This window comes from Picosynechococcus sp. NKBG15041c (assembly GCF_055380235.1).
This window is the reverse complement of the sequence record NZ_AP040363.1, coordinates 2689485-2713385: the sequence shown is the minus strand read 5'-3', so window position 1 is coordinate 2713385 and position 23901 is coordinate 2689485. Positions and strand designations below refer to the sequence as shown.

The window sequence follows — 23901 nt, the reverse complement described above, 5'->3', positions numbered from 1 at the left end:
TGATTGACTGAGTTAAAAGAAGGTCAGTGGTGATCACCTGTTTGAGTTGATCGCAATTAATGCCCTTGGGCAAAGGAAAAAGCTAGAAAGATGCCGCCTTTAGGGTTGTAAAGCAAGCGATCGCCGCGCCGAATTTTCCAGGGTTTTCTGACTAGATTTGAGCATAAATGCCAGAAAAGCCTGGGCAATCACCGACAACTGTTTGCCCGCGAGGTGGGCCACATACCAATGGCGACGAATCGGAAAATGTTCCACATCCAAAACTGTCAGTTCCCCGTTGGGCGGTTCTGTGATTAAGGTATGGCGCGATAGCACAGAGATCCCAAGGCCGCCGGCGATCGCCTGTTTGATCGCCTCGTTCGAGCCCAGTTCTAGACGCACCTGTACCGAAACCCCATGGTCTGCCAGTAATTTTTCTGCAGCCCGCCTGGTCCCAGAACCCACTTCCCGCGTAATAAAATCTGCCCCTTGCAAAGCAGAAAGAGCAATCTTTTTGCGCTGGGCGAGGGGATGGTCAGCTCGGGCCACCACCACCAGCGGATTATCTAAAAATGCCTCTGCGTGTACTTCGAGATCGTCCGGCAAATTACTCAAGATATACAGATCATCCTGGTTGTCTGCCATCCGGTCATGGAGTTGCTGGTGGTTAATCACCTGCAATGACACATCAATATCTGGGTAATCTTGGCAAAATTCTCCCAAGATACGCGGCACAAAATATTTGGTCGTTGTAATGACACCCAAGCGGAGTTGCCCCCGCTTCGCCCCCTGCAACGCCGACAATTTCATTTCGAAATTGTCTAACCGTTCAAAAATTTCTTGACAGGTAGCTAGTAATTCTTCTCCCGCTTCCGTGAGGTATAGCTTTCTGCCAATATGTTCAAATAGAGGCATCCCAATGGTTTGGGTGAGCTGTTTGACTTGCCCAGAAACCGTCGGTTGGGTGATCGACAATTCCTCCGCCGCCTTGGTAAAACTACCGTGCCGGGCGGTTGTTTCAAACACCTTCAATTGATGGAGGGTCGCAGGGATCAAGGGTCTACTCCTGAAGTTGTGATGTTATGCCTGAGTTTAGCAATGCTCATAGACTACAGTCAATACATCAAAATATTGTCATAGCTTCAATGCTATATAGGGAAATTTTATAATTCCCGTCCTAGGCCTCTGTGAGAAAGTGTTACGACCCAAAGAATGCCCTACAGTTAAAGGGCATTTTTTTGCGCGGGCGCGATCGCCTTTTTTTTGCTCACCCGATCCCCACAGATGACGACGATGAATACGCTGTTTTCCTTAGCATTGATTGCTTTAACCCTCAGTCTGGGGGGCTGTGGACAGGCGCTATTTTATCAACCCCAAATCGCCACAGGGGGCATTAACAGCAACTTTGCCGAAGAATTTCCCAGCTATAGCGGTGATGGACGCTACCTCGCCTTTGCCTCAGAGCGGGATGGCCGCCGCAATATTTTTCTCTACGATTTACAGACCAACCAGTTGGTTAATTTACCCAACTTGAATCGGCGTGATTCGAGCCAAGACCAACCGGATCTTAGTGAAACTGGCCGTTTTATTGCCTATATTTCCACCGAGCGGGGCCGCCAAGACGTGTTTGTCTATGACCGTGAGCGGGGGCGATCGCAGCTCCTTACGGTCAATTTACGCGGCTCTGTCCAAAACCCGACCATTAGCGGCAATGGGCAACAAGTGGCATTCCAGAGCAATGAACAGGGCCAGTGGAATTTAATGCTAGTGGAAGTGACGTTTTAGGCAATTAGGCGATCGCCGTAGTCGAACCCAGCAAAATTCTCAGAATCTTGTCCCGAAGGGAGTGATCAGGGGAGTTCGTTGTGCTAATTGGCATCACTTTTTTTGGGCTTTTCAGCAGCTCTCCAAGGGAGGATGGCTTAGAGGCAACCCCCAATAAACCCCCGATACACAAAAATACGCTTTCATGGAGGGGTTACTCTTTACAAAAAGACAAAAGTTTTGATTGACCACATTACTCTTCCCAAGCCGCTAACCACAACACCGCCGACTCGGAACTATGGCAAGCTCACCCAACTTAGTTATGCAACTGGCCCTTTTTGGATCATTTTGTGTCATTTTGGTGTGATTCTTGCTTTTTTTACGGGTCTTAGTTGGGGCGCTTGGCTTTGGGTGGCCTTTTGGTACTGGCTACGCATGCTTGGTACGACGGCTATCTATCACCGCCTTTTAACGCACAAATCCTACCAGGCGAACCGCTGGGTGAAGTGGATTGGTAGCTTGATCACTGCCTCCGCTGGCCAGATGGGGCCGAGCTGGTGGAAAGCACACCATGAAGCGCACCATCGCTTCAGCGATCAACCCGCAGATCCCCATAGCTCCGTGAAAGGATTTTGGTGGGCCCATTACCGCTGGCTGATCTCACCAAATACCTTTCCGACGAAACTCCCCGCTGACATCGAGCGTGATCTGGTGATGAAGTTGTGCGATCGCCTTCATTTTGTCCCCCTCATAGCCCTGGGAGTCTTCTCCTATGGTGTTGGTGGCCTAGAGTACCTAGCTGCCTTTTTCGTGAGTACTACCTTACTATTCCATGGGGTCGCCCTAGTGAACTCTGTCTGTCACAAGTGGGGCAGTCAACCCTTTATCACCACAGACCACAGTCGCAACAATGTACTAGTGGCTGTTCTAGCTTTAGGAGAAGGGTGGCATAATCTGCACCATGCCTTTGGCTGGTCAGTGCGTCATGGTATTACTTTTGATCGGGGCCAAGTGAGATATCTACCTGACTTTACCTATAGTTTTATCTGTCTGCTAGAACGGTGGGGCTTGGCTAGTAAGTTGAAACAGCCCAGCAAAGATGCACTCCAGGCTGCAGCCAATCGCTAAGTAATTAGCAACTTTCCAGAGAACCCCCAACAACCTTGCCTCTAGGTAGAATACGGTTCAAAAACGCCAAGGGGGCGGTCAATGAATTTTTTCACTGACCGCCCCCGTTTTTTTAGCAAGATAACCCTTGGGAATTAGGCGCTCAGACCGACTAATTTTGCACTGAGATCCCAGAGTACATCCGCTTTGTTATCATCGAGAGCCTCATCAGAAACCTCTTGCATGAAAGCTTCACGACCCTGCTGTTGGCGGTTACCCCAGCTCCAATACACACCAGACACATCAAAGCCTGGATCGGCAACAACTTTTGCCAGGCGATCGCCTGCCACTTCTTCGGTCACATAACCCTTGGTGATATTTTTCTGGAACCAGGGGAAAATCGTGCGGAACAGCCCATAGTGATTGCGGAACAGGCCCGTTTCTGCAACACAGCCGGGGTAAAAGGAGTTAAAGACAATGCCCGTTTCCTTGTGGTAGCGGTTGTGCAGCTCCCGCATGGTGAGGATGTTGCACAGTTTGCTGTCCTTGTAGGCTTTACCTGGCTTAAAGACTTTGCCGTCGATCATCGCCACCGGGGGCTTAAAGCCAGCGGCCATCCCTTGGAGATCGCCCAAATCTGGGGGCGCAGGAATGGGAATCTTGCCACCCACTTCCTTCGGGTTGGCGGTGACTGTGCCGAGAATCACCAGGCGCTTATCTTCAGCGGGGGAATTTTTTAAATCCTCCAGCATCAGGTTACAAAGAAGGAAATGACCCAGATGGTTGGTGGCCACACAAATTTCGTAGCCGTCTTTGTTGCGCTGGGGTTCCTTGGCGAGGGGGAGATAAACCGCCGCATTGCAGACGAGGGAATAGAGCGTTCTGCCAGTGGCGCGGAAGTCTGCCACAAATTTGCGGACGCTGTCGAAATCGGCCAGATCCAGGTGCATGATTGTGCGGCTTTCTGCAGGGATGCCCACTTCTTTGGCGACCCGTTCGGCCTTTTCCAGATTACGGCAGGCCATGATCACGTGCCAACCTTTCGCAGCAAGGGCTTTGGCCCCGTACAAGCCGACCCCCGATGAGGCCCCAGTAATAATCGCGGTTTTCTGTTGATCTGTCATGGTTCTATGCTTTGGCGGAAGTTTATCACTTAAAAACTGCTCGTTGAAAATCTTACTATTGTTCCCCAGTGTTAATTTCGGGGGAGTCCGTCTAGGGGAATTTGGCTGAATTTTTCTTCCCCAGTGACTTATCTTCCAACTCAGGAAAAAGCTTATGCGGTGGGGCGATCGCCCAGGATGAACCCAAGCGTTTCCCTGGGGGGCTTAACTTTTAATATTTGTGTCTCAATGTTGCCTATTGCTTTACAAAAACCCATTTTCCGCAAAAAATCCCGAAAAAACGTCACAGAGCTTCTCGCTCCAGCACGAGGGTAACGGGGCCATCGTTGCTAATTTCCACCTGCATCATCGAACCAAATCTGCCCGTTTGAATCTTGAGGCCACTCTCGCGCAACAATGTCACAAATTGTTCATAGAGAATCTCGGCCTGTTCCGGGGCCGCCGCCGCACTAAAGGAAGGCCGCCGCCCCTTGCGACAGTCGCCATAGAGAGTGAATTGGCTGACCACCAGGATTTCTCCCTGGATGTCTTGAATTGAACATTGCCAGGGGTTGCCTGCACTGTCCGGAAAAAGTCGTAGATCGAGGCATTTCCGGGCGAGCCATTGTAATTCGGCCTGGGTATCACTGGGGGTAAAGCCCACGAGGAGCGTGTAGCCCTGCTGAATTTGGCCCACAATCTGGCCCGCGACCAGGACTTGGGAATGGTTAACCCGTTGGAGGACAATTTTCATCGGATTTCGGTAGAAGTGGGGATGAATACTACAATAGAGGCGATTTGTGTCACGGCGAGGAGCATTAGAACCATGGCTGAACGAAAAGAAGGCGCCTTTGTGGGGGGCTTACTCCTGGGGGGAACGGTCGGGGCGATCGCCGCGCTCCTGTTGGCCCCCCGCTCTGGTAGAGATACCCGCAAAATTTTAAAAAAATCCCTCGAAGCGCTACCGGAATTAGCTGAGGATCTGGCCGACAGCTTACAGCTCCACACCGACCAACTGTCGGAAACCGCTCGCCATAATTGGGCCGATACCCTGCAACGGTTGCGGGAGGCGATCGCCGCCGGCATTGAAGCTAGCCAAACCGAAGCCCAACGCCTCGAAACGGAAGATCCAGACGATCTAGATTTACGTTCCATGCCAGATAGTAACGCCGCCCAAAACTAGTCCATCCCCGTGCAAAATCCGTTATTTTGGTTACTCTTATCATTTCTCCTGGTTGCCGTGAGTCTGACTGCTGTTTTAGCGGCAGCCTTCCCCGCGTTTCTAGAACTAGGCCGTGCTGCCCGTAGCGCCGAAAAACTCCTCGACACTCTCAACCGAGAAATCCCCCGCACCCTCGCTGCCCTCCGCCGTACTGGGGGCGATATTACTGAGCTAACCGATGAACTAGAAGCGAGCTTTAAGAGTGCCCGGGGGATCCTTCAGCAAACAGAAAAAGGGTTGAAGCAGACCCAGCACCAAATTCAGCGGGTACAGCGACGCAGTCATATCACTTGGACTGGCATTCAGGCTGCTTGGCAGACATTTCAACAAAAATCCCAAAGTTCCCGGAAAACGCCCAAGGGTCGTCATCTTCGTTCTCGGGGCGATCGCTAGGCCATGGCAAGAAATTTTCCATAGCGATAATAGGCGGCGCAGGCCCCTTCGGAGGAGACCATCGGTGCACCTAGGGGATGCTCTGGGGTGCAGGCATTACCAAAGGCGGGGCAGTGATGGGGTTTTTTCTGGCCCTGGAGAATTGCGCCGCTGATGCAGGGGGAGGGTTCTTGGGGCTGGGACAATCCTGAATCGAGTTTAAATTTACGACTGGCATCAAAGGCTTGGTATTTTTCTCGCAAACCCAGACCACTGCGCGGAATTTCGGCGATACCGCGCCACATTCTTGGGACGGTGGTAAAGACTTCCGCCACAATTTTTTTTGCTGTGGGGTTCCCTTGGGCCTGGACGACCCGCTGATATTGGTTTTTGATTTCTGCCTGGCCGGCCTCTAGTTGCTGCACACAGAGATAAATGCCCTGGACGATATCCAGGGGCTCGAACCCCGTCACCACTAGGGGGATTTGATAGGTTTGGGCGATCGCCTGATATTCCCCGTAGCCCATCACAGTACACACATGACCAGCGAGCAAAAAGCCCTGGATCTGACAATTAAGGGCAGCGAGAATTGCTTCTATCGCCGGCGGCACTAAGACATGGGCTACTAGTAGAGAGAAATTTTTGAGGCCCAATCTATCTGCTTGGTAGACAGCCATCGCTGTGGTGGGAGCTGTGGTTTCAAAACCCACCGCAAAAAAGATAATTTCTTTGGCTGGATTCGCCTGGGCCAATTGCAGCGCGTCGAGGGGAGAATAGACCATCCGCACATCCGCCCCCTGGGCCTTGACCGAGAGCAGATCTGAGGTTGTCCCTGGCACGCGCAGCATATCCCCAAAGGAGCAGAGAATCACACCGGGTAACTGGGCGAGGGCGATCGCCTGATCAATTAACTCAGCGGGGGTGACACAGACGGGGCAACCAGGGCCATGGATCAGCTGAATCTCTGGAGGGAGCAGTTGGTTGAGGCCATATTTCATAATGCTGTGGGTCTGACCGCCACAGATCTCCATAATCGTCCAGGGTTGGGTGACCGTTTGGGCGATCGCCTGGATGTAGCGATGGACTGCCTTTGGGTCGCGAAATTCATCAACGAATTTCATCAGGACTCCCCCTCAGAAAATGCTGCAATTTCGGCGAAGGTCGCTAGGGTCTCTGTAGCAGCAGCTTCATCGATGAGGTTCAAAGCAAATCCGGCATGAACAATCACGTAATCGCCTACTTGGGCCTCGGGCACATAGGCCAGACTCACCTCTCGCACCACGCCACCGAAGCTAATGCGGCCCATGGTTAGGAGAGGATCATCACCAGTGATTGCTAAAATTTTTCCGGGTACTGCAAGACACATGAAGTTCTTTGTTGAGGTATTTTTTATCGGTCAATTTCACCTATTTTGATCGTAGCGAAAACCACTTGGTTTGCCGAAAAATTGCCTACACTAGAGCTACAGACTTGAGGTTTTCCTATGGTTGCCAGCCTAACAACATCAACCTCCTCTCTCTCATTGCAAGAGTTTTTCGCCTTACCAGAAGGAGAGCGGCCCTATGAACTCCAAGATGGTCAAGCGATTCTAAAAATGTCACCCAAACGTATTCACTCCTGCTTACAACGCACTATTTTGATCACGTTATCGGAATGGGGCAATGATGATCAGTCGCCCTTGGTGGGAGATGCTTACCCTGAGTGGGCGATCGCCCTTAAACGAAATGGTGCAGATTGGTGTCCAGTGCCCGATGTGAGCTATGTGTCCGATAGCAAGTTAGCTGATTTAGACCTGGGCAATGAGGCCTGTCCTGTGGCGCCGGAGTTGGTGGTGGAGATCCTTTCCCCTGGGCAATCTTTCGAGGAAATGACTCATAAAGCCCTCGATTATCTGGCGGCGGGGGTGGCGCGGGTCTGGCTCGTCAGTGACCGGGAGCGCAGTTTAACGGTTTTTGCGCCGGATTTACCCCCCATGACCTATCGCGGTGACCAGGCGATCGCAGATGATTTATTTCCCCAACTGACTTTCACGATGACGGAACTGTTTAGACGGGCCAAGGTTTAATCTCGAATCTCAATCCGGTAAACCCCGGGCCACTGCGATGATTTGCCCTAGGGCGATCGCGCCATCATTGGGCGGGATTTTCTGAGGATAGTAAACTTTGAACTGCGTCTGTTCTAATTTTTGAATTGTCCGTTCTAAAAGATATTTATTTTGAAAACAGCCCCCTGTTAAAACAATTTGCTCTATTCTGGTTTGTTGGGCAAGGGTAAGAATTATTTCAGTTAGGGTATTGTGAAACTTGGCAGTGATTACTGTCTTAGAAATGCCTTGGGTGAAGTCTTGGAGAATTTCTCGAATGGTTATTTCAAGACTAATCTCTCTGGGAAAATTTTGATTATCAATTGTGAAATTATAGGCTTCATTTATTCTGATTGTTTGAGCAAGAAATTCTAGGGCCATGGCCGCTTGCCCCTCAAAAGTAATGCATTGATGCACGTCTAGAATAGAGGCGATCGCATCAAATATTCGTCCTGCACTTGAGGTTAATGGGCTATTGATTTTTTTCTCCAGCATTGACCAGAGGACATTTAATTCTGTCTCAGTAAAAGCTTGGAGAGTGGATAACTTTAAGCTTTTTAATTCTGGTAAATTAAACCCCTGGGATAAAAACCCCAAGGCACTGCGACGGGGTTCACGAGTTGCGCGATCGCCCCCCGGTAAGGGGAAAGGTTTGAAATGAGCCAGGCGATCGCAGCCCTGGGCAGTTACCCGGAAAAATTCACCACCCCAAATGCTTCCATCTGTGCCATAACCAGTACCATCCCAGGCGATGCCTAATATTGGGGGCTCTAGTTGATACTCCGCAATACAGGCATAGAGATGGGCCTCGTGGTGTTGCACTTGAATCAAAGGAAGACTAAGGCTTTCAGCTAGGTTTTTTGCGTAATGGGTAGAGAGATAATCGGGATGGCGATCGCAGGCAATAATATCCGGCTGAAAATCGTAAATCTGACTGAGTTTCTGCAGGGTTTGTACCGCAGTCTCTAAAGTAATCGGGTTTGATAAATCACCGATATGCTGACTCAAGAAAATATGCCGATCCTGACCAATGGCAACGGTATTTTTCAGGTGAGCACCTACTGCCAATATCTTTTTCGGCAAGGACTTTTTAAGATAGATTGGTTCTGGGGCATACCCTCTTGCTCGCCGCAGAATAACTGGGGTTTGATGAATGATTTGGATAACGGAATCATCTACAGCCCGCAAAATAGGTCGATTGTGCGATAAAAAGTAGTCAGCAATATTCTGTAAGCGCTCCATGACCGCTTGATTATCAATACAAATGGGTTCATTACTAAGATTTCCGCTAGTGGCCACCACAGGAAAATCAAGCTTTTTTAGCAATAAATGATGGAGCGGGGTGTAGGGCAAAATCACGCCCAAATAAGGATTATCGGGAGCAACATTTTGAGCCAATAAAATGGTTTCTTTTTTGGGTAATAAAACAATCGGACTAGCGGCAGATACTAATATTGTTTTTGCTACTTCCGAAACTAAGCAATCTTGTTTGAGCTTGTTTAAATCTGGATACATGACGGCAAAAGGCTTATGCGGTCGGCCTTTGCGATCGCGTAGGATTTGTACTGCCTGAAAATTTCGGGCATCTACCAATAACTGAAAGCCCCCTAACCCTTTAAGAGCAACGATTTTTCCCTGTTTTAGAGCCTCAACTGCTGCCTGGAGAGCTTCATTTTTTCTGGCAATGACCACGCCATCATTGCCGCAAAATGTCAGTTGAGGACCGCAGTCAGGACAGGCGTTCGGTTGAGCATGGAAACGGCGATCGCCTGGATTTTCATATTCCTGTTGGCAGGCAGTACACATCGGAAACTGAGCCATGGCCGTGCGGGGGCGATCATAGGGTAGGGTTTCAATGATGCTGTAGCGGGGGCCGCAGTGGGTGCAGTTCGTGAAAGGATATTGATAGCGGCGATTGTTTGGATCAAAAATTTCCCTAAGACAGGCGCTACAGGTGGCCAAATCCGGTAAAATCAGCGCTGTTTTTTCCCCCGTTTGACTGGTGCGGATTGAAAAGGTGCGATCGCCAACGGGCTCTATCGTTTGACTGGTCAAAGTATCAATGCGGGCATTGACGGGTAATGCTGTCTGGAGTCTTTCGAAAAACGAATCTAAAGGCGATCGCCCACCTTCGATCTCAATCACCACGCCTGCGGCAGAATTACTGACCCAACCTGTTAACCCCAATTCCTGGGCTACTTGGTAGACAAAGGGACGAAAACCGACACCTTGGACGGTCCCTGTAATCGTCAATCGTCGCCGTTGTTGCACTACTATTTTCTCGATTAAACCTAATTTTCAACTGCTTGAGCAATGGTTGTTTGATGCTGGTTTTGTAGATAGTTTAACCAAGCCTTCATTCCTGCTCCTGTGCGAGCTGAAAGCTCAAAAATTTCTGCTTGGGGACACATTTTTTTAATATTTTCCAGAGCTAATGCTCGATTGAAGTCCACAACTTCAGCAATATCAATTTTATTGATAATGACCACATCCGCAGATTTAAACATCGTCGGATATTTTAGTGGCTTGTCTTCCCCTTCAGTGGTAGACAGGAGCACAATTCTTTTATGTTCACCAAGGTCATAGGCTGCTGGACAAACTAAATTACCAACATTTTCAATAATCAATAAATTAACTGCATCAAGGGGGAGTTTACGGGCTGCCTGTAACACCATTGCCGCATCAAGATGACAAAGCGTTCCCGTTGTAATCTGAGCGACAGAAATACCATTTTTGCGTAATCTTTGAGCATCATTGTCGGTCTCTAGATCGCCAACAATTATTGCTAAATTAAGTTGAGTTTGTAGCTGATCAATTGTCTTTTCAAGTAATGCAGTTTTTCCGGAACCTGGACTGGAAACAACATTGATCACAAATAAATCTTTTGCGAGAAAATAACCCCGATTACGTTCTGCTAGTTGATCATTTTTGGCAAAAATCGACTGTTTAATCTCAATGGAATGACTGTGGGGATGCCCATTATGATCATGGTGATGATGTTCATGGTCATGAATGTGAGCATGGGTATACCCATTATGATCATGAGTATGGGTATGAATCTCTACTTCTTTTTCAGTGACGCTACAGCCGCAATTTCCACACATATTTAAATAACCTCCAAAGATTTTAATTCAACTTCTTTGCCACTGATAATATGTTGACTGAAGTGGCCACACTGCGGACATTCACAATACAGATCTGCAGGACTAAAGGGGCGATCGCACGGGTCACAATGACAAACGATGGGGACGCGCTCAATTTTCAGGGTCGCTTGTTTAGCGGGAGTTCCCTGGGTTACAGCAGCAAAGGCAAATTCTAAGGCCTCGGGCACAACCCCACTGAGGTCGCCGATGCGCATGGTTAAGCTGAGAATTTTATGGGCGTTTTGCCGTTGAGCCGCTTGGCAGGCGATCGCCACTGTTTCTTCCATAATTGCAACTTCATGCATGGTAACTATGGTTGCTGTACTTGAACCCATTGCCGGAATTGCCGCAGTATTGCTGTTCGTCCCTGAACTTTGCTGTCTGCTAAATACTGGGGAATCACCTGGGTGAGCTTCATCCCAGGAAAATGAGGGCTCTCCTGCACTTCTTGATATATTCCGTCCAAAAGAACATTGATTTGCAATTGGTTATTTTCAAAGCGCCATAGCTCAGGTACGCCGAGGGCCGCATAAATCTCAGGATAAGTGCGAGAAGTAATGTCAATCTCAATAGCTAAGTCTGGCGGTGGATCAATAGCTAAATCAATCCGTTTTTTGCCGCGAATTTTTGCTTCATTTTCAATATAAAAACACTGGTCAGGCTCTAAGCCTTGAGAGGTTTGTTTTCTAAAAGTAGTAGATCCTAGACTGCGAAATTCTACATTGGCTTCTTCTAGGAGAATTTTCACTAAGTCACTGACTATTTCTTTGTTGTCTTCATGTTCTGCTAATGGTGTCATGATTTCTAAATAGCCGTTTTGATAGGCAATGCGGGCAGCACGGCGGTCTCCTAGTTCTACCAAGATTTGCTCAAATTCTTGCCAGCTAACATCTCGCAAAATAACATGCTGGCCTGGGGGGATTTGGATGCGATCTAGTGCTAAAAGCATTATTTTAAATCAGTAATTATATTTGGTTGAAAAAGAAAACATAGGCGATCGCCTTTATTTACGCCATAGATTACCCACACAGTTTAATTCTAGCTTGCAGAAGAGCGATCGCCTTTAATACCCCCGCTTGGGTCAAGTCAGAAAAAGTTTCTCCAATGGTGAAATTCTCGGCAGGAATCAAGAGAAAATAGGCTTCTGGTAATGGCCGCTGGTAGAGGTGTTTGATCAGTTTTAGCAAGCCCTGGGGCGTCACAAAATGGCTAAAGGTTTCTTGGTAATCTTGGAGGTGAATCCGCTGCAAAGTGACTTGCTTTACAGGGGCCGCATCGACAAAATAAACTTGCTTTGCCTGGATGAGATCTTCAGCCAATTCTGGGGTGAGCTGGTGAGTGGCGATCGCCCGCACATTTTCCTGTGCCGAAAACGCTTCTGCCACCTTTGGCCCGGCCCCATCATCGGAGCGGAGGGTGTTGCCATAGCCGATTACAAGAATAGGAGCCATCACGTTAACTATCCCGGCGAATTTCCCGAATGACGGCCCCATCAGGCGCGATTAACTTGAGGATCATCGGCATTTGTCCGGCCGCATGGGTAGAGCAGCTCAGGCAGGGATCATAATTTCTCACCCCCGCCTCGACCCGATTTAAAATGCCCTCGGCGACATTCTCCCCATGGATATAATGTTGGGCGATTTGGGTGACAGTGCGGTTAATGGCGAAATTATTTTGCCCCGTCGCGATCACCAAGTTGATTTTTTGCAATAGGCCATTTTCATCCACTTGGTAATGGTGAAAGAGGGTTCCCCGCGGCGCTTCACTAACGCCTACCGCTTCCGTTTGATTGACCCCCGCCTCAGCCTTTAAACGCGAGGAAAATAAATCCGGATCATCGAGCATATTTTCAATTCTTTCGAGGGAAGCGAGGATTTCGAGTAAGCGGGCATGGTGATAGAGAAACGAAGAATGAACGATGCGTCCATGCCGTTGACGATATTCCAACAGCTCCTCATCCGCTAAGGGCGTACCGAAATGATCGCAGATATTCACTCGGGCTAGGGGGCCGACTCGATAGATGCCTGTTTCCCCAAAGAGTTTGTAATAGGGGGATTTGAGGTAAGAATCTGTTTGCAGTTTTTCCCCGAGAAATTCGCGGTACTGGTTGGGGTCGAGGTTATCGCCGACGATATTGCCGTGGCTGTCGATCATCCTTAAACTGCCGTCGTAATGCTCCCAAGTGCCAAATTCCCCCACAAGACCGAGGTATAAACTTGGAAAATTACCAAAAACTTCAACTTCTTCCTGGTGAGAATCGAGAATCGTTTTAAATAATGCCAAGGCATTTCTCACCGTATTTTTCGCCTCCGGTAAGCCCTCACAGATATAGGTATGCCCTGCTTGGGTTAAAGGCGATCGCACGCCCCCAGGAATAGACCAGGCGGGGTGAACCTTTTGGCTCCCGAGGATTTTGATAATATCTTGGCCAAATTTGCGTAGGCGAATCCCTCCCCGGGCCAGGTCTGGATCAGCGGCAATCAGTCCAAAAATATTGCGGGTTTGCGGGTCCCCATCCCAGCCAAAAATCAGATCCGGGCTACTGAGATGAAAGAAGCTCAGGGCATGGGATTGGGTAATTTGGGCGAGATTGAGTAGCCGCCGCAGCTTCTCGGCTCCAGGGGGAATTTTTACTGCCAATAATTGATCGCCCGTTTTCGAGGAAGCAATCAAGTGACTCACCGGGCAAATGCCACAGATCCGCGATGTCAAAGCGGGCATTTCCCAAAAGGGGCGACCTTCACAAAATTTCTCAAAGCCGCGAAATTCCCCCACATGAAAGCGCGCTTCGGCCACTTCCCCTTGGTCATCGAGAAAAATCGAAATTTTAGCGTGGCCCTCAATGCGGGTAACGGGTTCAATAACGATGGTTTTGGACATTTGGGGCCTCAGCAATTAAGACGAAATGTTATTGGGGAAATTGAAAAACATAGAGGTGAAAAAAGGTTTTTGGATCCAGCTCAACTAGCCACTACACCAATTGTCAATGAGCAGATGGTCCATCGCCTTGGGATTTTCTTCGAGGTATTCCTCCAGGGCGGTTTTAGGAACTTTGGTGGCCTGTTGGTAGGCAACCTCTGCTTCTAACTCCTCGACCGCTGCCCAGGCTTGAGCACAAGCGCTGGAATCATGACCCTGGGTTTGGCAGATTAATTTCGCCCGGTGAATCGCTTTCTGCATTTCCGCCGTGAGGGCGATCGCCTTGGGATTTTCTAAAAAATCGCTCTTTGTGATCAGATCCGTGACAGTGATGATTCCTAGCAGTGCGTCTTTAATCACCGGGGCACTGTGGATCTGCCACTGGCCAAAAAGACGGGCCACATATTCTACGGCGAGGTCTGGATTCACCGAGATGCAAGGCTTCGTCATAATTTCGTAGACGCGGATCGTGCGGGGGTCGCGGCCATAGGCGAGCACCTTACTGCTGATATCAGTGGCCGTCACAATACCGTAGGCATCGTGGGGATGGCGGCGATCGACAATGAGAGTCTGGGTGTGGTGAGCGCGCATAGATTGGGTCGCGCTGGCGACGGTAGCCAACCCTTTGACGGTGATCACCTTAGGGTTCATGATGGCGGCAGCGGTAAGCATCGTGAGACTTTGGGACATAGAAATTTAACCAAATTTGATCATTTCGCGCCCGACCATTGCGGGTAATTTTCCCTCTAGTAGCGGGGCGATCGCCGCTTTGATCCGTTCAGCACTGGGGGGACAACCAGGCAAGTAAATATCAATAGGCACAACGGCACTGATGGGTAAAACCTTGGGTAAAAGGGGAGGGAGAATCCCACCGGGAATTTGCTGGGGCCATTGGTGCTCGTCTGTAAGTTCCCCGTAGCCCCGCTGGAGAATTTCATTTTGATCCCCTTTTTGGTTGCGAATCCCGGTGACATTGGTGGTCACAGCGCAGTCCCCGAAGGCGATCACAAGCTTGGTATTTTCTCGCACCTGCCTAAGTAGCGCTAAGTTTTCCTCATTGGCGACGGCCCCTTCTACCAGGCAGACATCAACATTTTCGGGATAGTCCTTGATATCAGAGCCAACGGGACTAAAGACCACCTCGACTTTTTGGGCCAGGTCGATGAGAAATTCATCCAGGTCTAAAAATGACATGTGACAGCCGGAGCAGCCCGCCAACCAAATGGTGGCCAATCTGATTTTCCCTTGGGTTTCTTGTGCCATTATCTTGTCCATTCCCCTTTGGTACGGGCGTTAATTAAAAATTCGAGTTTTTGGCGATCGCCTTGTTTACTGCCGACCGTGGCCCCTTTATGAAAGATGGAACCTGTCGGACAAGCATCCACACATTTACCGCAACTGGTGCAGGCTTCCACTTCGCCCCAGGACTGATTTAATCCTGAGATAATTTTGGTGTCACTGCCCCGGTTAGCCACATCCCACACATGGGCCCCTTCGATCTCGTCACAAACCCGGACGCAGCGGGTACAAAGGATGCAGCGGTTATGGTCAATGCCAAATTGCGGGTGAGAAATATCCACCTCCCGTTCTGGATGCTGATAAGGGAAACGCACATGATCCATGCCCACCTCCACGGCCATATCCTGGAGCTCGCAGTGGTCATTGGCCACACAGACGGCGCAGACATGATTACCCTCGGCAAAAAGCAGCTCCACTGTGATGCGGCGGTAATCGGCGAGCTTTTCGGTGTGGGTGTGAACGACCATCCCCTCCGCTGCTTCCGTCACACAGGCTGGTTGTAACTTATTACTCCCGTCGATTTCCACGAGGCAGAGGCGACAAGCCCCCACGTCACTGACTCCCTCTAGGTGGCAGAGGGTGGGAATATGAATGCCGGCATCCCGGGCCGCATCAAGGATCGTTTCGCCGGCGCGGGCGCTGATCAATTGGTCATTTATCGTGAGGGTATGAACGGCCATGGACTTTGCTGGTTATTGGAAAAGGGCTTGTGGAAAATTGGGTGGGTTGGAGGTCAGGCGATCGCCTAGAAAATTTAACGGTGACTCCTCCCCAAAAGCGCTTCATATTCCGGTCGGAAATAGCGCAGGGTACTGAGAATCGGATTGGGGGCACTCTGGCCCAGACCGCAGAGGCTGGCTTCTTTGACCATATAGCAAAGACTTTCCAGCAGTTCGATATCTTGGGGTTCTGCTTCTCCCTTGAGGAGTTTGCTGAGGAGGCCCGACATTTGCACTGTCCCCGCCCGGCAAGGGATACATTTACCGCAGGATTCACATTGGCAAAACTCCATGTAGAATTTCGCCACATCCACCATGCTGGTGCTTTCATCCATGACGATCATGCCCCCAGAACCCATCATGGTGCCTAGCTTGAGCAAAGAATCATATTCGATGGGAGTATCGAGAAACGCCGCGGGAATGCAACCCCCCGAAGGACCGCCGGTTTGTACCGATTTGACCGTGCCGCCGTCAGGAATGCCACCGCCCATTTGTTCGACGATCTGCCGGACGGGGGTTCCCATGGGCACTTCGATCAGGCCGTTATTTTTAACCTTGCCGGTGAGAGCGAAAACCTTAGTGCCTTTGCTTTTTTCTGTGCCAATACTGCTAAACCAGTCTGCCCCCTCCCGGATGATCGGCACGATATTGGCGTAGGTTTCCACATTGTTAATCAGGGTGGGATGACCCCAGAGACCGGACTGGGCCGGGTAGGGTGGCCTGGGTTTGGGAGTGCCCCGTTTTCCTTCGATGGAGGCGATCAGGGCGGTTTCTTCACCGCAGACAAAAGCCCCGGCCCCGATGCGGATGTCGATGGTGAAATTGAAGGGACAGTTAAAAATTTGGCTACCGAGGAGTCCTTTGCTTTTGGCCTGTTTAATTGCTTTTTCGAGGCGGGCGATCGCCAGGGGATATTCCGCTCGAATATAGATATAACCGTGGTTCGCCCCGACTGCGTAACCGGCGATCGCCATCCCTTCGAGGATGCGGTGGGGGTCACTTTCGAGCACAGCCCGGTCCATAAAAGCGCCTGGATCCCCTTCGTCAGCGTTGCAAATAATATATTTTTGGTCGCCGGGCATCTTCGCGACCGTCGCCCACTTCAGGCCCGTAGGATAGCCACCGCCCCCCCGTCCCCGCAGGCCGCTCTGGGTGATTTCTGCCACCACCTCCGTGGGCGTCATGTCTTCGAGCACTTGGTGTAACTGCCGATAGCCACCCCGGGCAATGTAGGCTTCGATCCGTTCGGGGTCAATTTTGCCGCTGTTTTCTAGAACAATTGGCTTTTGTAAGGCAAAAAATGGCGCTTGGCGATCGCATAGTTCCAGAGCTGGGCTGGGTTGCTCCCCGAGGGCCGCGTTAACAATATCGGCGGCGACCGCTGGGGTCACCTCCTGAAAACAAGTATTTTCACTCACATCTACCAGGGGGGCAAAACCGCAGAGTTTCATGCAACCAACGGGAACCACCTCCAGGCGATCGCCTAAATTTTTCGCTTTAATTTCCGCTTCCAGCTGTTCCTTTACCGCTAAACTCCCCGAGGACATACAACCAGCAGCGGTGCAACAGCGGATTTGAATTTTTTGGTGGCTGCTGTTCTCGGCTGCCGCAATTTCAAAAAGTTCGGCTAAATCGGTCATTTCTGGCGCACATCCTCAAAAAGCATGGACAAACTCAACAATTCAGGGCGAATCTCAAGGCTTAACCAATTCCTGTAGCTTAGCCAACACCATCGAAGAACTTTGTTTACCGCAGACCTCATCGTCATAAACGACCGCCGGAGCAATGCCACAGGCACCGATACAGCGAGCTGTGACTAGGGAAATTTCACCATCAGCGGTCGTTTCACCGGGTTTAATGTGGAGCTCGTGGTCAATGTCGTCGAGGAGCTGTTGGGAGCCTTTCACGTAACAGGCTGTGCCTAAACAGACCACACAGGTGTGCTTTCCTTTGGGTTTAAGGGAAAACAGATGATAGAAAGTGGCCACCCCATACACCCGACTGAGGGGCAACTTTAACCCCCGCGCGACATAGGCCAACACATCATCTTCGAGGTAACCAAAAACCTCCTGGGCCTTGTGCAGCACTTCGATCAGGGTGTCCTGGCGGTACTGGTGTCGCTTCATGGTGACTTCTAGCACCCGGAAACGTTTGTCAGCGGGGACAGCATGGGGAGTAGACATGGGTTTGTCTCGCAGGTGGTGCAGGGATCTTTTTGGAGAGGAGCGATCGCCTTTGCTCTCATCTTAAAAAGAATCAATCTTAGCGAGCAATTTAATTGTCACAATTTCGTCAGTTTTACAGAAACTCTTAAGGTTTTTCTCGGGATTGTTAAGTCTTTCAAACAAAAGTATTTATTGGATAAGTTTGATTTGCATTTTACTGACTCTTTTCTAGCAAGAGAAAAACAATTTTTAAGTTGTTTTATTCTAGGCATTTGAGATTAAAAAATAGCTTATTGTTTTAACGGAAACCTGTCTAGCAAATGCGGGGTAGCTGTTCACCACTGAGCCGTTCTAAAATGCGCGTCACGCCAAAGCTGTTTTCGAAGATCACCGGGGCGATCGCCAACTGTTCCCCAGGGCAGGCAATGTCTGTGACCCGACCAATAATCTCGGCAGTGGGCTGGTGGGTTTGCAAAATTTCGCGGCTCTGGGCGGCTTGTTCTGGCGGGACGATCGCCACAAAGCACCCCTCATTGGCAATGTGCAATGGGTCGAACCCAAAGATTTCACAGGCGCCTCGCACCGCTTCTGTGATGGGGATTTGTTTTTCATCGAGTTGAAACTGATACCCAGCGGCGATCGCCAGTTCGTTTAACACCGCCGCCAAGCCACCCCGAGTAACATCTCGTAAGCAATGGACCTCAATGCCTGCTGTTAGGAGATCTTGGACTGGTTGGACCAAAGGTGCGCAATCGCTCTCGATGGTGGTTTCTAGGGCCAAACCTTCCCGTTGGGCCATGATCGCGATGCCATGGCGCCCGAGATCGCCGCTCACCAAGATTGCATCCCCCGGTTGAATCGCCCCTGGGTAAATTTTTGTCGGTGAGGCGATCGTCCCAATCCCTGAAGTATTGATAAAAATGCCATCTCCTTTACCCCGCTCCACCACCTTTGTATCCCCTGTCACGATTTGAACGCCCACTGTCTGGGCTGCCGCCGCCAAAGAATGCACCACCTGCCAGAGGGTTTCCATGGGCAGTCCTTCTTCGAGGATAAAACCAACACTAAGATACAACGGCTTGGCCCCAGCCATCGCCAGATCATTGACTGTGCCATAGACTGCCAACTTGCCGATGTCTCCCCCAGGAAAAAAGAGGGGCTGCACCACATAGGAATCTGTCGTGAAGGCCAAATCACCGGCGGGGGCCATTAACTGGGCGGCATCATGACCGGTGCACGTTTGCCCAAAGGTCGCCCCAAACATTTTGTCGATGAGATCCTGCATCAGTTTGCCACCGCCCCCATGGGCCAGCAGTACCTGGGGAGAGGTTTGTCGGGGGATAGGACAGGTCAAGTCCATAGCTACAGAACTTTGTTTCAAGGGGTCTGCGTCTAAAGGTAGCGTTTCTGCGATCGCAACGGCCCTAGGCGCAACAATATTTGGCAATGGTGGGCGATCGCCTGCCCTCACTTAAGGTTCGTTCTGAGACAGTCCAAGGTCTGGGAGATAGGGTAACCTGGATTGAGAATTTGAGCTTCACACAGAAGGAGTTTTCCCATGAGTTACCGCATGTCTCGCCGCGCCTATGCTGAAACCTATGGCCCCACAGTGGGAGACAAGGTGCGTTTGGCGGATACGGAACTGTGGCTAGAGGTGGAGCGGGATTATACAACCTACGGCGATGAGGTGAAATTTGGCGGCGGTAAGGTAATCCGCGATGGCATGGGTCAGTCGGCTGTTACCCGGGCAGATGGGGCAGTGGATGTGGTGATTACCAATGCGCTAATTGTCGATTGGTGGGGCATCGTCAAGGCAGATATCGGCATTAAGGACGGCAAAATTTGCAAGATTGGCAAGGCCGGCAACCCTGATATTCAGGACAATATCGACATTATCATTGGCCCTAGCACCGAGGCGATCGCCGGAGAGGGTCACATTGTCACAGCAGGCGGCATCGATACCCACATCCACTTTATTTGTCCGCAGCAAATTGAAACGGCTTTGGCTTCGGGGATTACCACGATGATCGGCGGTGGAACTGGCCCTGCAACGGGAACGAATGCCACCACCTGCACCCCTGGGGAATGGAATATGTACCGGATGCTCGAGGCTGCTGAGGCTTTCCCGATGAACCTTGGTTTTACGGGCAAAGGGAATAGTGCCAAACCTGAGGGACTGATTGAACAGGTCAGAGCGGGGGCGATCGGACTGAAACTCCATGAAGATTGGGGGACAACGCCTGCCACCATTGACACCTGTCTCAGCGTTGCCGATGAATTTGACGTACAGGTTGCCATCCACACGGACACCCTCAACGAAGCCGGTTTTGTCGAAGATACGATCGCCGCCTTTAAAAATCGTGTAATTCACACGTACCATACCGAAGGGGCTGGGGGCGGTCATGCGCCAGATATCATCAAGGTTTGCGGCGAGGCGAATGTGTTGCCTTCTTCTACGAATCCGACCCGTCCCTACACGATCAACACCCTCGAAGAACACCTCGATATGTTGATGGTTTGTCATCACCTCGATAAAAGCATTCCTGAGGATGTCGCCTTTGCAGAGTCGCGGATTCGGCGGGAAACCATCGCAGCAGAGGATATTTTGCACGATTTAGGCGCATTTAGTATGATTTCGTCTGATTCTCAAGCAATGGGTCGCGTCGGTGAAACGATTATTCGCTCATGGCAAACCGCCCACAAAATGAAAGTTCAGCGCGGCGCACTCCCCCAAGAATCTGACGATAACGACAATTTCCGCATCCGTCGCTACGTCGCCAAATACACGATTAATCCCGCCATTACCCACGGTATTGCCAATTATGTCGGTTCCGTGGAAGAAGGAAAATATGCCGATCTTTGCCTCTGGAAACCCGCATTTTTTGGCGTAAAACCGCAACTCGTGATTAAAGGTGGCTTCATTGCTTATGCGCAAATGGGTGATGCCAACGCGAGTATCCCCACACCGCAACCTGTTCACGGGCGATCGATGTTTGCCAGTTTTGGTAAAGCGTTAAATGCCACTTCTTTTACCTTTATTTCTCAGGCGGCAATGGAGAATGATGTTGCGAAAAAATTAGGCTTACAAAAGACTATTTTACCTGTGAGTAATTGCCGTAATCTCAGCAAGCTCGACCTCAAGTTAAATGATTATCTGCCTAAAATGGAAGTAGATCCCGAAACTTATCAGGTGCGTGCTGATGGAGAAATACTTGTCTGCGAACCTGCAACCGTTTTACCGATGGCACAGCGTTACTTTCTTTTTTAGAATTATTGATTAGAGAATATTTGAAAAACAACGCTTTTTTTTACTATACGAAAAACAAAATAAATTGTATTTTTTCATCATTCTGACAGGGAAATATCACCCTACTAATAAGCCATTCTGCGCCATGTAACTGAGGAGCCAACTGGCCATGGTTGCCCGTCGGGTCAGACGTGGAATCAGTTGATCGATGGTGTAACCTTTGAAGCCCATTTTTTCTTTCAGAAGCGCTTTGTAAGGCTTGGGAATGGCGCGGGTGAGCTGCACCGTGGGGGGACGCTCCTCGATAAATTTGGGAGGTTCTGGGTATTTTTCGGCCCAAGCCGGATCGACTAAATCGAGCTGCCAACACTTTTCTATTTCGTCATAGCGGTAGCCGAGATAGTGCCATACCAGGTGGTGCAGAGTGTCATCATCGAGGGTATCGTCGAGGATCTGCTGAATTGTATCGGTCGTCAGGGGAGGTAAAGGCACCATGTACGAAAAGAAATTACTACGGTCAATACTTGGTGTTTAATTTTAGGCGATCACCTGCCATTGCTAAAACCGAGAACTATGGCCCTGGAGGGGGACAAATTGCACGGCGATCGCCTTTTCCATAGCCAGATCAGTGCTGGTTTTATGGAGAACCTCTAAACGTTGACCAATAGTTCCTACAGGGATAATCAGGTGGCCACCCACAGCTAACTGTTTTAAAAGCGGCTGGGGCCGATGATCTGGGGCGGCAGTGACAAGGATGGCATCGTAAGGGGCAAATTCCGGCCAGCCCTGGTAACCATCACCAATTTTGTAATGGATATTTTGATAACCCAAATGTTTAAGGCGATCGCCCGCCTGTCGAGCAAGGTCGGGAATAATTTCAATAGTAAAAACTGTCTGGGCAATTTCCGCCAGGATCGCCGTTTGATAACCGCAACCTGTGCCAATTTCTAGCACCCGACTCCCCGAATTGAGTTGGGCAGCCTCAGTCATGTACGCAACGATGTAGGGCTGAGAAATAGTTTGACCATGGCCAATATCGAGGGGTTGATCGGCGTAGGCAAAATTTTGGAGTAAAGGCGGCACAAAGCAGTGACGGGGGACTTTGTGGAGGGCTTCTAGGACTGCGCAATCCCGAATGCCCCGGGCGATGATCTGCTGGGTCACCATTTTTTGGCGCGCGGCCACAGTTGGATCTGTTAAAAAGTCATCAGTTGGTGGAAGATCCATCGGTAAGTTGTGAGGATCAAAACATTGACGCACTCACTCGCCTCCTACCTCTATTTTACTGCGGACTTTTAGAGGAAACTGGGCCGCTGCTGCTGGGTTGTGGCCAAGAGGTTCGCGATCGCCTCCCAGTCTTCCTGTTCGATGAGGGCGATCGCCTGGTCTAACTGCGCTCGGTAGCCAGCCAGAGAGTTTAAGAGCGCTTGCCGATTTCCCTGGGCCATCATTAACCCCAATTCTGGATTGCCACCTCCTACTCGACTGGTATCGCGAAAGCCTGAACTGGCGATCGCCTGGGCCATCTGCAAAATTTCAGAATTTGTTTCTGACCCACAAGCCGCAATTAAACTGGCACTGACATAGACAGGCAGGTGAGAAATCCAGGCCACCGCCTGGTCATGGATCTGTGGAGCGCAGCAATAAAAGCGGCTCTGGAGGAGTGCGATTAAACCCTTAAGCGTTTCCACCGCATCAGGGGGCGTTTCAGGGGTCGGTGTCACAACGTAGGGGGCATCGATGAATAAGCCAGGAATCGCGGCGTCAATGCCCTGCTCGGCAGTGCCCGCCATGGGATGTCCGCCGACAAAGTTAGGCCACAAGGGGGCGATCGCCTGGACAATTTCTCCCTTTACCGAGGCCACATCCGTCAAAATCGTCGTGGGTTTCAGGTGGGGAATGAGCGCTTGGGCTGTAGGCACAATGGCCTTAATGGGCGCACAGAGAAACACCACATCTGCTGTCTGGAGGAGCCCCATCTCTGTGCTTGCTCTGGTCACAATCCCCTTCGCCAACGCAGTTTCGCAAGTGGTGGCCTTGCGGGATACCCCCAACACTTCTAAGCCTTTTTCCCGGAAGGCGATCGCCAAAGATCCACCAATTAAGCCCAGCCCAACAATGCCAATTTTCATAAACCCTTATTCCAAAAAAAATTCCCCAGATCACGGTGGCGATCGTCAATTCCAAAACCTACCATTATTGTTGGCAACTGATTCAAAAAAAATTCCCTAGATCACAGTGGCGATCGAGGGAGGTAATAACGAAAAAATATTGTTAAATTGTGCCGGAACCACGCCTAGATTTCACCGCGAATTTCTTCGACGACCCCATCGCGCATTACCAATTCAATATTGAGCTTGCGCACCAAGTTATCCCCGACCTTCACTGCCGCAAAACCCTCCAGTTGACCCTGGGCCACCTCTTGATCTAGCTCTAGGGTTTGGAGCTGTTGTAACTGTTGCAGCACCTGATTTTTCTTTTCAAGAATTTCACGCTTTCTCTGGTTCACCTGGAGCTGGACATTCTCAATTTGTTGTGCCACCTGGGGCGTATTGCCCTGCTGCTGGAGTTCCCCAATGGTGCGATTTCCCTGGGCATCAAGCTGCTGCAGTTGGTCATCAAAGGCTGCAATTTGCCCTTGGAGCTGTTGTTGCACCTCCTCTTTCCAGCGGGGGGTCACAATCACTTTGAGATTGATCGGGCGTTTTACGGTGAGGGTGGGTAGTTGGTTGCCGTCCATGTAAATGTTTTCCTAGAGGAAATAATGATGAAGTTTTTT

General features: G+C 50.2%; 27 protein-coding genes. 6 read left to right on the top strand and 21 right to left on the bottom strand.

Annotation, left to right across the window (positions count from 1 at the left end; all coding sequences use genetic code 11):
* Window positions 1-99: 99 nt before the first annotated feature.
* The gene (locus ACZ45B_RS13045) at window positions 100-1035 is read right to left on the bottom strand and encodes a LysR family transcriptional regulator (protein ID WP_024545788.1); all 936 of its coding nucleotides are present in this window, start codon (window positions 1033-1035) and stop codon (window positions 100-102) included.
* A gap of 228 nt (window positions 1036-1263) precedes the next feature.
* On the opposite strand from ACZ45B_RS13045, the gene ACZ45B_RS13040 reads away from it, so the two are divergent.
* Both ACZ45B_RS13040 and ACZ45B_RS13035 read left to right on the top strand, forming a co-directional pair.
* Complete coding sequence (locus ACZ45B_RS13040; RefSeq protein WP_038027871.1) at window positions 1264-1764, top strand: TolB-like translocation protein; 501 nt, start codon at window positions 1264-1266, stop codon at window positions 1762-1764.
* Between the two features lie 219 nt (window positions 1765-1983).
* Entirely contained in the window at window positions 1984-2871 is an 888-nt protein-coding gene (locus ACZ45B_RS13035; RefSeq protein WP_024545790.1) for an acyl-CoA desaturase, read from the top strand.
* 134 nt (window positions 2872-3005) lie between these two features.
* Here the strand turns inward: ACZ45B_RS13035 and ACZ45B_RS13030 are convergent, their stop codons facing one another.
* On the bottom strand, window positions 3006-3974 hold the full coding sequence (locus ACZ45B_RS13030) for a protochlorophyllide reductase (protein ID WP_024545791.1): 969 nt from the start codon (window positions 3972-3974) through the stop codon (window positions 3006-3008).
* Between the two features lie 283 nt (window positions 3975-4257).
* Complete coding sequence (gene dtd / locus ACZ45B_RS13025) at window positions 4258-4707, bottom strand: D-aminoacyl-tRNA deacylase (RefSeq protein ID WP_024545792.1); 450 nt, start codon at window positions 4705-4707, stop codon at window positions 4258-4260.
* 72 nt (window positions 4708-4779) lie between these two features.
* Here dtd and ACZ45B_RS13020 point away from each other — a divergent pair, with 72 nt between their 5' ends.
* Together ACZ45B_RS13020 and ACZ45B_RS13015 are read left to right on the top strand one after the other, a co-directional pair.
* Window positions 4780-5136: a YtxH domain-containing protein gene (locus ACZ45B_RS13020; protein ID WP_024545793.1), complete on the top strand. Its 357-nt coding sequence runs from the start codon at window positions 4780-4782 to the stop codon at window positions 5134-5136.
* A 57-nt stretch (window positions 5137-5193) separates the two neighbouring features.
* On the top strand, window positions 5194-5568 hold the full coding sequence (locus ACZ45B_RS13015; protein WP_236612443.1) for a DUF948 domain-containing protein: 375 nt from the start codon (window positions 5194-5196) through the stop codon (window positions 5566-5568).
* Here ACZ45B_RS13015 and hypD read toward each other — a convergent pair.
* Window positions 5565-6668, bottom strand: a complete 1104-nt coding sequence (gene hypD / locus ACZ45B_RS13010) for a hydrogenase formation protein HypD (RefSeq protein WP_024545795.1) — start codon at window positions 6666-6668, stop codon at window positions 5565-5567. The two genes, ACZ45B_RS13015 and hypD, sit on opposite strands and share 4 nt — an antisense overlap.
* Window positions 6668-6913: a HypC/HybG/HupF family hydrogenase formation chaperone gene (locus ACZ45B_RS13005; protein ID WP_024545796.1), complete on the bottom strand. Its 246-nt coding sequence runs from the start codon at window positions 6911-6913 to the stop codon at window positions 6668-6670. Before ACZ45B_RS13005 ends, hypD begins: the two co-directional genes overlap by 1 nt.
* 117 nt (window positions 6914-7030) lie before the next feature.
* Between ACZ45B_RS13005 and ACZ45B_RS13000 the strand changes: the two genes are divergently transcribed.
* Window positions 7031-7612: a Uma2 family endonuclease gene (locus ACZ45B_RS13000; RefSeq protein ID WP_024545797.1), complete on the top strand. Its 582-nt coding sequence runs from the start codon at window positions 7031-7033 to the stop codon at window positions 7610-7612.
* 9 nt (window positions 7613-7621) lie between these two features.
* On the opposite strand, the gene hypF is transcribed toward ACZ45B_RS13000, so the two are convergent.
* From hypF to hypE, 12 genes are all read right to left on the bottom strand, one after another.
* Window positions 7622-9901, bottom strand: coding sequence for a carbamoyltransferase HypF (hypF, locus tag ACZ45B_RS12995; protein WP_024545798.1), 2280 nt, complete (start codon window positions 9899-9901; stop codon window positions 7622-7624).
* A 20-nt stretch (window positions 9902-9921) separates the two neighbouring features.
* Window positions 9922-10734 carry a hydrogenase nickel incorporation protein HypB gene (gene hypB, locus ACZ45B_RS12990; RefSeq protein WP_024545799.1) on the bottom strand — a complete coding sequence of 271 codons (813 nt, stop codon included), beginning with the start codon at window positions 10732-10734 and terminating at the stop codon, window positions 9922-9924.
* A gap of 2 nt (window positions 10735-10736) precedes the next feature.
* The gene (gene hypA, locus ACZ45B_RS12985) at window positions 10737-11078 is read right to left on the bottom strand and encodes a hydrogenase maturation nickel metallochaperone HypA (RefSeq protein ID WP_024545800.1); all 342 of its coding nucleotides are present in this window, start codon (window positions 11076-11078) and stop codon (window positions 10737-10739) included.
* Between the two features lie 5 nt (window positions 11079-11083).
* Entirely contained in the window at window positions 11084-11722 is a 639-nt protein-coding gene (locus ACZ45B_RS12980) for a Uma2 family endonuclease (RefSeq protein ID WP_024545801.1), read from the bottom strand.
* A 70-nt stretch (window positions 11723-11792) separates the two neighbouring features.
* Window positions 11793-12224, bottom strand: coding sequence for a hydrogenase maturation protease (locus ACZ45B_RS12975; protein ID WP_024545802.1), 432 nt, complete (start codon window positions 12222-12224; stop codon window positions 11793-11795).
* A gap of 4 nt (window positions 12225-12228) precedes the next feature.
* Window positions 12229-13653, bottom strand: coding sequence for a Ni/Fe hydrogenase subunit alpha (locus ACZ45B_RS12970; RefSeq protein ID WP_024545803.1), 1425 nt, complete (start codon window positions 13651-13653; stop codon window positions 12229-12231).
* Window positions 13654-13737: 84 nt separating this feature from the next.
* Entirely contained in the window at window positions 13738-14382 is a 645-nt protein-coding gene (locus tag ACZ45B_RS12965) for a CP12 domain-containing protein (protein WP_236612444.1), read from the bottom strand.
* A 6-nt stretch (window positions 14383-14388) separates the two neighbouring features.
* Complete coding sequence (locus ACZ45B_RS12960) at window positions 14389-14955, bottom strand: NADH-quinone oxidoreductase subunit B family protein (protein ID WP_464674882.1); 567 nt, start codon at window positions 14953-14955, stop codon at window positions 14389-14391.
* A complete protein-coding gene (gene hoxU, locus ACZ45B_RS12955) occupies window positions 14955-15671 on the bottom strand; it encodes a bidirectional hydrogenase complex protein HoxU (protein ID WP_024546836.1) in 717 nt (238 codons plus the stop codon). The genes ACZ45B_RS12960 and hoxU overlap by 1 nt, the downstream gene beginning before the upstream one ends.
* Window positions 15672-15745: 74 nt before the next feature.
* Window positions 15746-17350 (bottom strand): NADH-quinone oxidoreductase subunit NuoF, encoded by a 1605-nt coding sequence (gene nuoF, locus ACZ45B_RS12950; protein WP_464674881.1) that lies wholly within the window; start codon window positions 17348-17350, stop codon window positions 15746-15748.
* A 54-nt stretch (window positions 17351-17404) separates the two neighbouring features.
* A complete protein-coding gene (hoxE, locus tag ACZ45B_RS12945) occupies window positions 17405-17893 on the bottom strand; it encodes a bidirectional hydrogenase complex protein HoxE (RefSeq protein ID WP_024546835.1) in 489 nt (162 codons plus the stop codon).
* Window positions 17894-18188: 295 nt separating this feature from the next.
* Window positions 18189-19235: a hydrogenase expression/formation protein HypE gene (hypE, locus tag ACZ45B_RS12940; protein ID WP_024546833.1), complete on the bottom strand. Its 1047-nt coding sequence runs from the start codon at window positions 19233-19235 to the stop codon at window positions 18189-18191.
* A 198-nt stretch (window positions 19236-19433) separates the two neighbouring features.
* On the opposite strand from hypE, the gene ureC reads away from it, so the two are divergent.
* Window positions 19434-21143, top strand: coding sequence for an urease subunit alpha (gene ureC / locus ACZ45B_RS12935; RefSeq protein ID WP_024546832.1), 1710 nt, complete (start codon window positions 19434-19436; stop codon window positions 21141-21143).
* Between the two features lie 96 nt (window positions 21144-21239).
* Here the strand turns inward: ureC and ACZ45B_RS12930 are convergent, their stop codons facing one another.
* From ACZ45B_RS12930 to ACZ45B_RS12915, 4 genes are all read right to left on the bottom strand, one after another.
* Window positions 21240-21617 (bottom strand): DUF1823 family protein, encoded by a 378-nt coding sequence (locus ACZ45B_RS12930; protein WP_024546831.1) that lies wholly within the window; start codon window positions 21615-21617, stop codon window positions 21240-21242.
* 63 nt (window positions 21618-21680) lie between these two features.
* Entirely contained in the window at window positions 21681-22349 is a 669-nt protein-coding gene (locus tag ACZ45B_RS12925; RefSeq protein WP_024546830.1) for a protein-L-isoaspartate(D-aspartate) O-methyltransferase, read from the bottom strand.
* A 68-nt stretch (window positions 22350-22417) separates the two neighbouring features.
* A complete protein-coding gene (locus ACZ45B_RS12920) occupies window positions 22418-23254 on the bottom strand; it encodes a prephenate/arogenate dehydrogenase (protein WP_024546829.1) in 837 nt (278 codons plus the stop codon).
* Between the two features lie 164 nt (window positions 23255-23418).
* Window positions 23419-23862: a YlqD family protein gene (locus tag ACZ45B_RS12915; RefSeq protein WP_024546828.1), complete on the bottom strand. Its 444-nt coding sequence runs from the start codon at window positions 23860-23862 to the stop codon at window positions 23419-23421.
* Window positions 23863-23901: the final 39 nt, after the last annotated feature.

What these genes read in the sequence shown, in the direction of transcription:
- ACZ45B_RS13040 (WP_038027871.1), top strand. Translation starts at nt 1,264, where the DNA reads ATGACGACGATGAATACGCTGTTTTCCTTAGCATTGATTGCTTTAACC.
- ACZ45B_RS13030 (WP_024545791.1), bottom strand. Translation starts at nt 3,974, where the DNA reads ATGACAGATCAACAGAAAACCGCGATTATTACTGGGGCCTCATCGGGG.
- dtd (WP_024545792.1), bottom strand. Translation starts at nt 4,707, where the DNA reads ATGAAAATTGTCCTCCAACGGGTTAACCATTCCCAAGTCCTGGTCGCG.
- ACZ45B_RS13020 (WP_024545793.1), top strand. Translation starts at nt 4,780, where the DNA reads ATGGCTGAACGAAAAGAAGGCGCCTTTGTGGGGGGCTTACTCCTGGGG.
- hypD (WP_024545795.1), bottom strand. Translation starts at nt 6,668, where the DNA reads ATGAAATTCGTTGATGAATTTCGCGACCCAAAGGCAGTCCATCGCTAC.
- ACZ45B_RS13005 (WP_024545796.1), bottom strand. Translation starts at nt 6,913, where the DNA reads ATGTGTCTTGCAGTACCCGGAAAAATTTTAGCAATCACTGGTGATGAT.
- ACZ45B_RS13000 (WP_024545797.1), top strand. Translation starts at nt 7,031, where the DNA reads ATGGTTGCCAGCCTAACAACATCAACCTCCTCTCTCTCATTGCAAGAG.
- hypB (WP_024545799.1), bottom strand. Translation starts at nt 10,734, where the DNA reads ATGTGTGGAAATTGCGGCTGTAGCGTCACTGAAAAAGAAGTAGAGATT.
- hypA (WP_024545800.1), bottom strand. Translation starts at nt 11,078, where the DNA reads ATGCATGAAGTTGCAATTATGGAAGAAACAGTGGCGATCGCCTGCCAA.
- ACZ45B_RS12980 (WP_024545801.1), bottom strand. Translation starts at nt 11,722, where the DNA reads ATGCTTTTAGCACTAGATCGCATCCAAATCCCCCCAGGCCAGCATGTT.
- ACZ45B_RS12975 (WP_024545802.1), bottom strand. Translation starts at nt 12,224, where the DNA reads ATGGCTCCTATTCTTGTAATCGGCTATGGCAACACCCTCCGCTCCGAT.
- ACZ45B_RS12970 (WP_024545803.1), bottom strand. Translation starts at nt 13,653, where the DNA reads ATGTCCAAAACCATCGTTATTGAACCCGTTACCCGCATTGAGGGCCAC.
- ACZ45B_RS12965 (WP_236612444.1), bottom strand. Translation starts at nt 14,382, where the DNA reads ATGTCCCAAAGTCTCACGATGCTTACCGCTGCCGCCATCATGAACCCT.
- ACZ45B_RS12960 (WP_464674882.1), bottom strand. Translation starts at nt 14,955, where the DNA reads ATGGCACAAGAAACCCAAGGGAAAATCAGATTGGCCACCATTTGGTTG.
- hoxU (WP_024546836.1), bottom strand. Translation starts at nt 15,671, where the DNA reads ATGGCCGTTCATACCCTCACGATAAATGACCAATTGATCAGCGCCCGC.
- nuoF (WP_464674881.1), bottom strand. Translation starts at nt 17,350, where the DNA reads ATGACCGATTTAGCCGAACTTTTTGAAATTGCGGCAGCCGAGAACAGC.
- hoxE (WP_024546835.1), bottom strand. Translation starts at nt 17,893, where the DNA reads ATGTCTACTCCCCATGCTGTCCCCGCTGACAAACGTTTCCGGGTGCTA.
- hypE (WP_024546833.1), bottom strand. Translation starts at nt 19,235, where the DNA reads ATGGACTTGACCTGTCCTATCCCCCGACAAACCTCTCCCCAGGTACTG.
- ureC (WP_024546832.1), top strand. Translation starts at nt 19,434, where the DNA reads ATGAGTTACCGCATGTCTCGCCGCGCCTATGCTGAAACCTATGGCCCC.
- ACZ45B_RS12930 (WP_024546831.1), bottom strand. Translation starts at nt 21,617, where the DNA reads ATGGTGCCTTTACCTCCCCTGACGACCGATACAATTCAGCAGATCCTC.
- ACZ45B_RS12925 (WP_024546830.1), bottom strand. Translation starts at nt 22,349, where the DNA reads ATGGATCTTCCACCAACTGATGACTTTTTAACAGATCCAACTGTGGCC.
- ACZ45B_RS12920 (WP_024546829.1), bottom strand. Translation starts at nt 23,254, where the DNA reads ATGAAAATTGGCATTGTTGGGCTGGGCTTAATTGGTGGATCTTTGGCG.
- ACZ45B_RS12915 (WP_024546828.1), bottom strand. Translation starts at nt 23,862, where the DNA reads ATGGACGGCAACCAACTACCCACCCTCACCGTAAAACGCCCGATCAAT.